Source organism: Prevotella sp. TCVGH, from assembly GCF_023522295.1.
In the GTDB taxonomy this organism is placed as follows: Bacteria; Bacteroidota; Bacteroidia; order Bacteroidales; family Bacteroidaceae; genus Prevotella; species Prevotella timonensis.
Genome location: NZ_QFFX01000070.1, coordinates 1 through 11,958 on the forward strand (window position 1 = coordinate 1; position 11,958 = coordinate 11,958).

The 11,958-nt window shown below is 41.8% G+C and carries 10 protein-coding genes and 1 pseudogene; 5 read left to right on the forward strand and 6 right to left on the reverse strand.

Translation table 11 applies throughout. The features are described 5' to 3' along the window. The 6 genes and pseudogenes from DEM91_RS12630 to DEM91_RS10705 all read right to left on the reverse strand — a co-directional run. Positions 1-347 (reverse strand): annotated as a pseudogene (locus DEM91_RS12630) (polyketide cyclase); the annotation flags it as partial. A 27-nt stretch (positions 348-374) separates the two neighbouring features. After that, entirely contained in the window at positions 375-968 is a 594-nt protein-coding gene (locus DEM91_RS10685) for a type 1 glutamine amidotransferase family protein (RefSeq protein ID WP_249858916.1), read from the reverse strand. Positions 969-981: 13 nt separating this feature from the next. Beyond that, positions 982-1,599, reverse strand: a complete 618-nt coding sequence (locus tag DEM91_RS10690) for a DNA alkylation repair protein (protein WP_249858917.1) — start codon at positions 1,597-1,599, stop codon at positions 982-984. Positions 1,600-1,712: 113 nt separating this feature from the next. Beyond that, positions 1,713-2,201: an N-acetyltransferase gene (locus DEM91_RS10695; RefSeq protein ID WP_045167846.1), complete on the reverse strand. Its 489-nt coding sequence runs from the start codon at positions 2,199-2,201 to the stop codon at positions 1,713-1,715. Positions 2,202-2,354: 153 nt separating this feature from the next. After that, complete coding sequence (locus DEM91_RS10700) at positions 2,355-2,657, reverse strand: helix-turn-helix domain-containing protein (protein ID WP_045167836.1); 303 nt, start codon at positions 2,655-2,657, stop codon at positions 2,355-2,357. An 8-nt stretch (positions 2,658-2,665) separates the two neighbouring features. Then, the gene (locus tag DEM91_RS10705; protein ID WP_249858918.1) at positions 2,666-2,941 is read right to left on the reverse strand and encodes a helix-turn-helix domain-containing protein; all 276 of its coding nucleotides are present in this window, start codon (positions 2,939-2,941) and stop codon (positions 2,666-2,668) included. 445 nt (positions 2,942-3,386) lie between these two features. Here DEM91_RS10705 and DEM91_RS10710 point away from each other — a divergent pair, with 445 nt between their 5' ends. From DEM91_RS10710 to drt3b, 5 genes are all read left to right on the forward strand, one after another. After that, complete coding sequence (locus tag DEM91_RS10710) at positions 3,387-4,580, forward strand: VapE domain-containing protein (protein ID WP_045167834.1); 1,194 nt, start codon at positions 3,387-3,389, stop codon at positions 4,578-4,580. Positions 4,581-4,951: 371 nt separating this feature from the next. Beyond that, positions 4,952-5,884, forward strand: a complete 933-nt coding sequence (locus tag DEM91_RS10715) for a toprim domain-containing protein (RefSeq protein WP_249858921.1) — start codon at positions 4,952-4,954, stop codon at positions 5,882-5,884. Between the two features lie 332 nt (positions 5,885-6,216). Beyond that, complete coding sequence (mobV, locus tag DEM91_RS10720; RefSeq protein WP_045167832.1) at positions 6,217-7,473, forward strand: MobV family relaxase; 1,257 nt, start codon at positions 6,217-6,219, stop codon at positions 7,471-7,473. 219 nt (positions 7,474-7,692) lie between these two features. Next, on the forward strand, positions 7,693-9,153 hold the full coding sequence (gene drt3a / locus DEM91_RS10725) for an antiviral reverse transcriptase Drt3a (RefSeq protein WP_249858919.1): 1,461 nt from the start codon (positions 7,693-7,695) through the stop codon (positions 9,151-9,153). Continuing rightward, positions 9,150-11,333, forward strand: coding sequence for an antiviral reverse transcriptase Drt3b (gene drt3b, locus DEM91_RS10730; protein ID WP_249858920.1), 2,184 nt, complete (start codon positions 9,150-9,152; stop codon positions 11,331-11,333). The genes drt3a and drt3b overlap by 4 nt, the downstream gene beginning before the upstream one ends. Positions 11,334-11,958 lie beyond the last annotated feature (625 nt).

The following is an 11,958-nucleotide window of genomic DNA, read 5'->3' on the forward strand; positions in this document are numbered from 1 at the left end:
ATTTCAAATAAATCTTTACAAACGGAATCATAAACCATTTCTTAGGCTCAATGTGTTCTGTAAAGTCAATCGTAGCATTCTTTTCATTGCCACTGAAAACACCGACCCAATGTCCTTTCATATTGTCATTCTTCATGTCAAACTCCCATCGACAACAAGGTTCTTGTCTTGTTACCGTGAAAGTTGTTTTATATCCTCTTCGTTATTTCTACAAATTGCGTGTCTGATATGACCTCTATCTTTTCAACATCACTTCTCCACGAATAGTCTGTTAGCGATGTTACGACTTGCCAAACGCTCTGTAAATTGCACGGAAACGTGGCTTTTATGTTTGACATTACGATCATAAAGTTTAGTATTTCAGAAAAATAATTTTATCTCACAAATCCGTTTTTATAGAAATCATACCATGAAGCAATGTTTTCGGGAGTATTGGCTTCCAGCAATAGAAGCATCTCTCGAGTGAATTCCAAATGTCCGACACCATTTGCCGTAACAATATTCTTGTCACTAACAGCTTGTGCTTCCACATAATTCTCTGCGTTAGTGTAACCGATTCCACCCCATTGTTTAAGTTGGTCGAGACCGTTGCCCGTATGTTTTACGTTGTTTAGGAAACCATGCAAACATAGAAACGAAGCTCCGTTACATATCGCCCCGATGATTTTACCTTTATCCAAAGCCTCCTGTACCAAAGGTACGACAAGTTCTGCTTCAGGCGAGTCCCAACGGTTGCCGCCGATAAGCACTAATGCGGCATAATCTTTCGGCATATTCTCAAAAGAATAATCGGGCAAAGTTCTGAAACCTCCAATGGAACAGACTGTGTCCGATGTCGGGGCAACGGTATGCACTTCATACTTTATTTCACCGCCCGGTATCACGCCCACGTGAAGAGCTGTGGAGAGAAAAGCCCCCTCCCAATCCGTGTATTCATTCAATATGATAAATAATACTTTCTGTTTCATTGATATATCTTTTTTACTTTAATAACTTTGCTGCAAGTTTGTAAGTGAACATAATTCGAGGATTGGATAAATCCCATTGCTGCACTTCCTGCCGTATCAATTCTGTGTACTTCTTGCTTATATCCCTTAAAGCGTTTCCAACGGATTTCCGAAGATATTCGCTTTCGTGTGCTTTGTGCTTACTGATTAGGGCAATGGCAACCGATGGGTTCTCTTTGAAGAATGGGCGACTTGTCCAAATCCTCAATCCCTCCGTTACTGCACGGACAACATTCGGATTATCACTATTTATCCACTCTTCGATGAGTGGCAAGGACGCTTCATATCCTCTGTGTTTGCAAATCTCATCAAAAGCCTTTGCAAGCATTTCCTGCACACGCCAATTTTCATCAGTGCTTACTTGTTCCTTTAAAAAACGAAGCGCATTATCATTCTCTACAGCTAAAAGTCCAAATAATGTAGTTGCTAACATTCGGGCTTGATAGGCTTCGTGCTTGAACAAGTCAAGTGCCAATTCAAAACATTGCTTTGGGGGATACATTTTCATTATTTCTGTAACTCCATCGTTGATATGCTTGAACCCATTTTCAATTCGCAGAATATGATTAAGAATATCATTTATTTTTTTCATTCCAATGTAGTTAAAAATGCAATAAAACCTTATATGTGGTAGTAATACAAAAATTAGGTGAGAAGATAAACAGGTGAATAGTAGAGGGGCGTAAATTTAACCTTATAATGTCACTAAAAGTCTATCTTAACAACTGAAAGTTCACCAGATGTAGATGTGTCCTTCTTTGATATTCTACATCCAAGTTTTGTATAAAATAACAGGGGCGACAAATATGGTTGTCCATTAGATTTAACATATCTATCGTTGTCAATAACCCAAGCACTGAGATGCTTTTCTTTTGAGATGAGATATTTCAGTATTATACGTCCAATTCCTTTTTTCTGAATAGTCGGAGATAGTATAATAGCAAACCAACGAAGACCATCTCTATCAAATGTAAAAGCCCATCCTTTGATTATATTGTACGACAAGTCCATCAATAAATAGTGTGTGACATTCTCTAAACTATCTAAGTAATGATTAAAACTCTGCAATGAACTATGCGATATAATAATAGGATACTCATCATTCCATAAACGAAGAAGAACCTTTTTCTCTTCTTCGGATAATAGACTCTTCTGTAGTAATTCCAGATTAAATGCTTCTAAATTTATTTTCATATTATTGAGAGGATGTCTTTGATATTTAAACACATAATACGCTCAACTGCAAAGGTATTGTTTTTTATAGGCTCTACAAAGAAAACTCAAATATTTAATGCAAATTGAAAACGAGAGTGTGTTATACAGAAGGAAAAAGAAAAACCTGCACCGTTATTGATGCAGGTTTCTGTTTACGTAATTCTCTTGTAAAATCCGTTGCAGGTCGGACATACGATAGAGTATCTTTCCTGCAATCTGCGTGTATGGGAAAATGCCCTTGTCCCGATAATCCTGTAAGGTGCGGGGAGAAAGAAAGAGCCTTTCGCAGACCTCTCGTCCTGTGAGATAGAGTTCGCCCTCAAACAGGGGGCGGTGTGTCTGTGCCGTTGTTCGCACACGCTTCGTTAGGTTTCTGATACCCGAGATGAGCTGTTTCATCTCGGGTGTTTCTTTGCTGATGGTTTCGTATTCCATAGTTCGTTTTATTTATGAGTATCAGACTTGGCGAGGAGTGTCTCAACGTCCTCATATTTGTAATAGCACTTATGCCCGATTTGAATGAATGGTAACACGGAGGTGTCCCGATAATGCTGGAGTGTCCGCTTACTGATGTTCAATATTCGGCACACATCCCCATTGTGCAGAAGGTCGGGCAGTTCGGCAGGTGGGGCGAAATGCTCATTGAAGCAGTCGGTCAGTTCCACAATGCTCTCTTTCAGTTTCTCCCAAGCAGAGGTGTCAATAGCTGTAAATCTCATTTTTCGTTGTTGTTTTATTTGCGTTATTATTGATTTCTGACGCAAAAGTAAGCAGGAGTTTTCGATTTTTGAAAGGGTTGGGATAAGCAGGGAAGAAGAGGGAAACGGCAGGAAGTCCGCACACCATACATCCCCTGTTTTTCCTTTTCAAATCCTCCTGCACCGCCCGAAAATCCATTTGTTCCTTTCGGATAGTGCGAAACCTTGCGAAAGGTTGCAGACTGCACAGTTATCCATCGTGCAATCCGCACACTTATTTTGCCTGTTTCTCTCTGTTTTTGAGTGAAAAGGGGGCTTTCTCGTTGTGTCGTAGCAGAGAAAAGTGATGTACTCTGATGCAAGAACACCGCAACCTTTGGCTCTGCGAAAAAGGCTGTCTAACTTGGCTTTGGCAATCATAAGCGTGCCAAACATCAAAAACAAGTAACAGAAAGCAATCCACACAATGAAAAAAGAAAACAATGACAACACTTCAAGGAATACCCAAATAGAGGAGTTCCTTTCGGATCGGTACGAGTTCCGTTACAACACCGTGTTAAACCGGGCAGAGTACCGTCTGCGAGGAACGGGCGATTACACAGCCATAGACCGCTACCGTATCAATACCCTCAAACGAGCATTGGACAAGGAAGCGGGCGTACAGACCTCGCCCGAGAACCTGTACAGCATCATCGAAAGCGATTTCTCCCCACGCATCAATCCTGTGCAGGCTTATTTCCACAGCTTACCGATAATGGAAGAAGCCAAGAAAGGAGCGATTACCGCACTTGCCGACTGCGTGAGGGTAGCCAATCCTGAGAAATGGAAAGAATACCTCACCAAGTGGCTCGTGGCAGTGGTCGCCAATGCGATGGACGACAAGCAATGTCGTAATCATACCTGCCTTGTGCTGACAGGCGAGCAGGGAAAATTCAAAACCACGTTCCTTGACCTGCTCTGTCCTCCGTCTCTCTCCGATTACCGCTATACGGGGAAGATATACCCACAGGAGAAAGACGTGCTGAGTCTTATCGGTCAAAATCTCATCATCAACATTGACGACCAGCTCAAAGCCCTCAACAAACGGGACGAGAACGAACTGAAGAACCTTATCACCTGTCCGCAGGTGAAGTACCGTATGCCTTACGAGAAGCATATCGAGGAGCGACCTCACTTGGCAAGTTTCGTGGCTTCGGTCAATGGCAACGACTTCCTCACCGACCCGACAGGAAGCAGACGCTTCCTCCCTTTTGAGGTGCTGGCGATAGAGATAGACAGAGCCAAGAGCATTCCGACGGATGCCGTGTATGGCGAAGCCAAGACCTTGTTGAATGAGGGGTTTCGTTATTGGTTTAATGATGAAGAGATTATTGAATTGCATAGAAACAGCGAAGCCTTCCAAGTCTATACGACCGAGATGGAGCTGTTGCTCCGCTATTTCACCTTTCCCACGGAAGCGGAGAAAGCCACCAAGCGTTTCTATATGACCAATTCGGAAATCGTGGGTTATCTCTCCTGCTATACCCGACAGTCCCTCTCCGCCAAGCGGATGGGTGAAGCCCTGCGAAAGGCAGGCTATGCGAGAGAATGCCGCAGGGTAAATGGCAATCCTGTATATGTGTATGCCGTTCGCAAGATTTTCCCCGAGCAACCGCCATAGCCCCCTGTTGTTACCTACTCCTTTGCAATACCCCTTTCTCTTTTCTTTCCTATTCTCCTTACTACGTTACTACAACTAAGGATAATACAGTGAAAGAGAAAGGATTGCAAGGGATATTTATCTTGCGACACGGCTTACTACCATCTTTCTACGCTTCTACAAGAGAGAATAAATGAGGAAAGGTGTAGATAGGAGGTGTCGAAGGATAAAACCAAACGAAGTGTTACACTTTTCTCTTTCACTGTCAATCACTTATCCGAGTGTCGAAGGGTAGTAAGATAAAATGGGGAAATTCCCAAAAGAGAAAACATAGTAAACAATGAAATAACGAACAAATGAATATGAATAATCCAAATCCAACGATAACAGCAATGAACAACGAATATTACGACCTACAATACATCAAGGCGATACCGATAGCCGACTATCTGCATGCCTGCGGTATCGAGCCTGCCAAGCGTTATAACGGCTATGCCCTTTATCACGCACCCTACCGAGAAGACCTCAACGCCAGTATGAAAGTGGACTTTCGGCAAAACCTGTGGCACGACTACGGCACAGGTCAAGGTGGAAGCATCATCGACCTTGTGATGTTGTTGCAAGGGTGCGATGCTCACAAAGCAATGAGCCATTTGGCAGGGAACAACCTTTCCTTTCATAGTGCAACTCCTCCAAAGGAAAAAGTCGCTGCACTGTCCCCGAGCGCAAGGCACATTCTCGGCATCAGCGAGGGGTTGCCCCCACACCTGCAACGCTATTTGCAGGAGGAACGCAAGATTGACCTTTCACTTGCCAAACCCTATCTGCGTTCCGTATGCTATGAGGTGGGAGGAAGAACTTACACCGCCATAGGATTTGCCAACCGTGCAGGAGGATATGAGCTTCGGGACGACAAGACATTCAAGGGAACAATTGCCCCAAAGGACATATCCGTGATTGCAGGAGATGCGAACAACGTCCCTCACTGCATCTTCGAGGGCTTTATAGACTTCCTTTCCTATCTCACGATGAAAGGAAAAGAAATCGCTCCCAGCCTTGTGCTGAACTCCGTAAGCAACATCCATAGAGCCGTTACATATCTCCGAGAACATCATATTGGCTGCGTCCGTGCTTTTCTTGACAACGATGAAGCAGGACGGCGAGCCATGCAAGTTCTTCAATCGGCAGGAATGAGCGCAGAGGATATGAGCCGACATTATGGCGGATATAAAGACCTCAACGAGTACCACGTTTCACGTCAGAAAGCGATGGAACAGAAACAGAAGAAAACTCAATCGGTTGTCAAACGGGGATTTCTCAGATAAGGCAAATGAATGCAATTATAACCAAGTATCAATCGGGTATCCTTAGGGACTAAAAGAGAACAATAAGCTGACAGATGACTTTGTTTCGATAGCGAGGCAGTTTGCTCAACTGCAAGTTTCTCCAAAAGAAACTTAGAAACAAAGCCCTCTGAGCATTCAGAGAATGCAATTACCGTAAAGGTGGGCTTCGGACAGGGCGGAGCGGCATTTAGTAGAAATGCCATAGCTCATTAGGGCATTTTCTTCACGCTCCACTCCGTCACCGCTAAAAAAGCCCTCCTGAGCCAAGGGACTCCGCCCCTTTGGATACCCCTTAAAGCAACCTTCAATTTATGGGCTACGCAGTATTACACATAGATAAGGCTCGGGGCAACGACTCGGCAATGAGCGCACACATCGAGCGTACATTCGTGCCGAACAATGTCGATGCCACCCGCACGCACCTCAACCGTGAGTTGGTGCAATTCCCCGCAGGTGTCACCAACCGCACGGAAGCTATAGAACACCGCATTGCCACGGCAAACATCTACCGTAAGGTAGCAGACAACCAAGTCAAGGCTTTGCGATTTATCCTTTCTGGCTCGCACGAGGATATGCTCCGGCTTGAAAGCGAGGGGCGTTTGGGAGAGTGGTGCGACAGTACGATGCAATGGCTTTACTCCACCTTTGGTAAGGAAAATGTAGTGGCAGCTACGCTCCATGCTGATGAGGAAACACCGCATATCCATGCAACGATAGTACCCATCGTGCAAGGAGAAAGACGGAAAGCCAAGACCGAAGCCGAAAACGGAAAACGCAAGTACAAGACCAAGAAGAACAAGGTACGGCTTTGTGCCGATGATGTGCTTACCCCGAAGAAATTGGAGGAGTACCAAACCACATACGCAGAACAGATGAAACCTTTCGGGTTGGAGAGAGGTATATATGGCTCGGAAGCCAAGCACCGCTCTAATATGGAGTATTACAAGGAGATACTCAAGGAGACGGAACTGAAACAAGCCGAAGAAGCCGACCTTATCGAAAAGGTAAGGGATTTGGAGAAGCAGGCAGGTAAACTTCGGGTAAAGGGTACGCTCTACTCGCTCTTTGGCAACACGGAACTTGACAAGGCTGAGAAGCGTATCGGAGAGTTGGAGAGGGAGATGGAGCGACAGAAGTTCCTTTCAGAAAAGGAGAAAGCCGAAATCCGCAAGGAGGTTATTCTCCTGCAGGATACCGTTGCAGCCAAAGACAAGACCATAGCCGGACAGCAGAAGGAAATCAAGGCGTATGAGGAGGAGCGAAGTTTCATTCGGTGTTTCTTCCACAGTTTCTACCTCTTGCTCAATATCCGTCTGTTGCTCCGTAAGATGGGCATTGATGACGACACCTTTGTCAGAATGCACCAAAAGCAGGTAGCGGTACATAGTACGGCTGATGTGTATTCTGGAATGTACAAACGTAACTTCACCGAGGAGAATGCCGAGATGCGCATCACCACCAATGAGAAGCGGCAGCCTGTCCTCACCATCAACGGTCTGTCCGTCCCCGACTGGTGTGAGCAGAAGTGGCAACAACTCATTCACCGCAACCGCTCGCAACGGCTGTAATCGCTTTTTCTCTCATCGGGAAAAAAGAAAAACACGAAAGGACGCTCACTTTTCAACGCAAAGTGTTACCTTTGTATCTGAAACAGTGAGCGTTCTTTAGTTATTCAAAATATTTTGTATCGGTGACTGCGCTTTTCTGTCGAAATAAAAAGCAAATCAACTACTTCCAAACTGAAGGAGGAGTGGTTGAATAACAGATAGATAGACAAAATCTAAGAGATGTCTCAGTATAGCTTCTCATATAACTACGATTCGCTGAATGATGCGTTCAATGCGGTGAATAGGAAGGGAAAGATGCAGAAAAGGTATCTTTCACTTGAATATTTAGATGCAGCTCAGAACTATCGTGAGATGAGAAAGGAACTAAATGAGATATTGCGGAAGAAAAAGGCAGAGCGTACCGAGGAAGAAACGAGTCATGTTGACCACTTAAAGCAATCGATGAAGGAGAATGCCCAGCAACAGAAAGCCTTGCTTCAAGAGCATCTTAGCAAAGTATCTTTAAATATTTTATCAAGTAGTTTTCGTTTCAATCTTACGCCAGATGCGTCAAAAGATCCGCAGAAACCAGTTTATTCTATTGGAGCTACAGCTGAAGAGTTTTTCGCAATGCAAGTTCTTTGCCGAAATGTGAAAAAGCTGTTTAAGATATCCATGTCAAGTCGCGACGAGATACTTTCTCAGTTAAAGATGCTGTTGAGGGAGGATAAAAGTAGGTACTATATCATCCGAACGGATGTTTGTCATTGTTTCGAGTCGATACCACATGATAAGTTGTTTGAGTATTTGGAGGGTAACAATCTGCTTGATGTAAAGAGTAAATCCCTTTTGCGAGGACTCATCCGAAAGGAGTTTGAAGCCAAGAATCTGCGCCCACTTGTGCCAACCTTACAAACTGGTATTCCACGAGGTTGCGCTATCAGTTCGCTACTATCTGAATTCTATTTGTCCAAGATAGATGAGGTGATAAAGAGATTTTTGCCAGGTGTTTTATTTCTTGGTAGATATGTGGACGATATGGTGCTTGTTATTCACCCTGATATCAGAGATGAATACCATAAATCAATAGATTGGTACATTGAAGAGCTTAAGGAAATTTATTCTCAAAAGGGATTGACAATACACACACCATCAGATGGCTTAGGAAAATGCTATATGTATGATTCGGCTAATGCAATAGATTTAGACTTCAATCTATTAGGATATAATATTCATATTGGCTATGAGAATAAAGATAGTCTGCTATTCTCGCTCTCTCAAGACAAATTGAAAAGTATTACAAATAGAATAGATAAGTCGTTCACTACTTTTGACAATATGATTGATATAGTAGGTTTCGATGTAGCAGCACACTATTTGTTTGATGCACTTCATGTATTGACCTGCAACATAAATCTGTATAACGCAAAGAAAGGAGTTAAGGTTGGCATCTTTTATTCCAATCAGCTATTGGATAATAAAAGAAATCTGTTATACTTGGATGGACAATTGAGTCGCAACATAGGTAGGCTGAGTCTTTCTTCAAAGACATCTATTGCAATTGCAGATAGGGCTGTACTAGAGGATAGACTGAAACGAAAGCTTGCTTTACTATCTTTCACAAAAGGATTTGATTACCCTCACAAGCGTTACAAAGTAAAGAAGCAAAGACTACGAACTATAAAATCATCGTGGGTATGAGAAAGAGAAAGAAGATAAAGCTTAGTTATAGCAAAGAGCGAGTTCTCTTTTCCGATGTTTTGCCCTACGAATGTCCTATAATATTCTCAAACCGATATTTGTATCGATTTCTTGCCAAGTATTTATGGGTTGGTGAAAAACAAAAGGTTGATAATATCACGTGGAATATATTGAAACAATCTAAACGTTTGGATGAAAAGGATGCGAATGCTTTTGCTGCATTGCTATTCGGATGTTATGAAAAGGGTAATGAAATCGGGACACTCCAACATCGACTAAATGCTCTATTCTATCCTTATCATTTCAACATAGCTCACAAGCCGAATAAGAACAGAACGCTATCAATTATACATCCATATAGCCAGTGGCAAGTAGTAGAGTTTTATAATCAGTATAAGTATTCTATACTATATCTTTGCAATCAGAGTAAATACTCTCTTCGCAAACCGCACAAGATAGCACAATACTTTTACTATAGAGATCGACTTCATCGAAAGTTGTTAGGACATGAAAGCGACAAAGTTGAATTGTTCTTCAATGAGTATGAGAACTTAAAAACTTACTTCAGTTACGAGAAGTATTCAAATATATACAAGTTCTATGAGGATTACAGATACCAACGAGCAGAAAAGAAATTCAAACATCTTGTGAAGTTCGATTTACAGAGCTGTTTCGACAGTATTTACACGCACACCATAAGTTGGGCGACTGCAGGAGGTGCGGACAAGGTGAAGGTTTTGCCCGGATATCATGGTTCATGGGTTGGTGATGCGTTTGACAATCTAATGCAGTCGGTCAATGCTCGTGAAACGAATGGTATTGTAATAGGTCCGGAATTCTCTCGAATCTTTGCAGAGATTATACTTCAGTATATAGACCAAAAGGTTGAGCAGGAATTATTGGAAGAAAAGCTTTGTCAGAAATCTAACTATGAGTGTTATCGGTATGTTGACGATTATTTCCTATTCTATAATGATGAAAAGGATAGGAGTCTCTTCATGGACAGTCTAACAAAATGGCTGAAAGAATTCAAATTACAAATCAGTCCGTCCAAAACTGAAGAGTTTGAAAGACCTTTTATAACAAAGGTTACAATAGCCAAACAGCGAATTGAATATTTATTTAGCCATATATTCTCGACTCCACTTTGGGAAGAAGTAGAGTCAAATTTGGAAGTGGAGAAAGAAGATGAAGCTGAAGACGAAAATTCGGATAAAGACAGGGAAATACTATATAAGAAATTCAATATATACCTGCCTGCAAATGGGGTAAATACTCAAATAAAAGCAATAGTTAAGGAATGTGGGATTGAATATCGCGATATAGCAAACTATCTGCTTGAGAAAATGAGCCAACGCCTTGACGCTTTTCTTAATCGATATGAAATGGGCTTCAAGAAATATGAGCGTCTGATGTCAAAAGAAGATACAGATAAAAATAAAGTAGAAATTCATGTACAAAAAGTACAAAGGAAACTCACAACTTATCTTGTATCTATAGTCGATGTGGCGTTCTTCGTATTTAATAGCAACAGACAGGTAAATACTACATTGAAACTGCAGAAGATAATGAATTCCATTGTTATCTATGCAAAGCGGCATGGTGATTTCAAAACTAATCCTGAGGTTAGATTCCAAACAATAAGCAAGGACATTATCTTTAAGAAGATTCAAGATGAAATAGCCTTGGTACTAGCTACAACGGATTCACATCGAAATACCTTGCATGAAAGTCTCTATCTGTTAATATTAGCCAAAGAGTTAGGTTCTGCATATCTGTTCGCACCTGAAGTTATTAAATCATTTATTGATAAAAGTGACTTGCAGTATAACCTATTCGCATGCATTATATTGATGTATTATTATGCTAACCATAAGTGTTATAATGAGCAAAGGACAGTGTTGAAAGATAAGATTTTGAAAAAGTATCGGCTTGTTGCGGAGTCGGAGCGTAAACGCAATTCAGAACTCACGATTCTTACGGCGGATATGATGACTTGTCCCTTTGTGGATGATGCATATAAGCAAAAGCTCCTTACATTGATGGGCATTGCAGAGATGAAAGATCAACAAATGATATTGCGTTTTGCTAAAAAGCAAAAGTACATCTTCACTCGCTGGACAATGTTTAATTTGAATAAAGAATTACAGGCAAAGATTTCACAGGAGGTATATTCGTAGCTTCTGTAACAGCTGTTGGTCCAACTATACATTCACACACATAACCTTCAAGCTAGCCGAAATGACGCAGGAAGTTACGTTTTCCAAAATGGTTGGTTAGGATTGTACCGAATGTGAAATCTTTCCTTTTAATGGTGTGTCCATCGTATTCATTATTGAAAGCGCATGCACAAAGAATAGCCCCCGACAATGAACGAAGAATGGATACCTTATGGTCTAATTAATATTTCGAGACCTCTGCAAAAGTCCCACAGTAGAGGACTTTGAATGACATAACTTGCTGATAGTCAGGCGTAGTGTTTTGAGCAAACGGAGTTTTGCAGAGGTCTCATTTCCGATTAGTGTGAGCAAAAGTGGCAACAACTCATTCACCGCAACCGCTCACAACGGCTGTAAATCGCTTTTTCTTTCATCGGTAAAGAAGAAAAACATGAAGGGATGCTCACTTTTCAACGCAAAGTATTACCTTTGCAACAGAAACAGTGAGCGTTCTTTGGTTATACAAAATAATGAGCTTTCAAGAATATCGCTCATTTCCAAATCGTTACCTATACAACCAGTATTTAATCGCAGAGTATTGTGTTTTAAGCACTTAGCCCAATATCATATTTTTTTACCGGACAGC

What these genes read in the sequence shown, in the direction of transcription:
- DEM91_RS10685 (WP_249858916.1), bottom strand. Translation starts at nt 968, where the DNA reads ATGAAACAGAAAGTATTATTTATCATATTGAATGAATACACGGATTGG.
- mobV (WP_045167832.1), top strand. Translation starts at nt 6,217, where the DNA reads ATGGGCTACGCAGTATTACACATAGATAAGGCTCGGGGCAACGACTCG.
- drt3a (WP_249858919.1), top strand. Translation starts at nt 7,693, where the DNA reads ATGTCTCAGTATAGCTTCTCATATAACTACGATTCGCTGAATGATGCG.
- DEM91_RS10690 (WP_249858917.1), bottom strand. Translation starts at nt 1,599, where the DNA reads ATGAAAAAAATAAATGATATTCTTAATCATATTCTGCGAATTGAAAAT.
- DEM91_RS10705 (WP_249858918.1), bottom strand. Translation starts at nt 2,941, where the DNA reads ATGAGATTTACAGCTATTGACACCTCTGCTTGGGAGAAACTGAAAGAG.
- DEM91_RS10695 (WP_045167846.1), bottom strand. Translation starts at nt 2,201, where the DNA reads ATGAAAATAAATTTAGAAGCATTTAATCTGGAATTACTACAGAAGAGT.
- DEM91_RS10710 (WP_045167834.1), top strand. Translation starts at nt 3,387, where the DNA reads ATGAAAAAAGAAAACAATGACAACACTTCAAGGAATACCCAAATAGAG.
- DEM91_RS10715 (WP_249858921.1), top strand. Translation starts at nt 4,952, where the DNA reads ATGAACAACGAATATTACGACCTACAATACATCAAGGCGATACCGATA.
- DEM91_RS10700 (WP_045167836.1), bottom strand. Translation starts at nt 2,657, where the DNA reads ATGGAATACGAAACCATCAGCAAAGAAACACCCGAGATGAAACAGCTC.
- drt3b (WP_249858920.1), top strand. Translation starts at nt 9,150, where the DNA reads ATGAGAAAGAGAAAGAAGATAAAGCTTAGTTATAGCAAAGAGCGAGTT.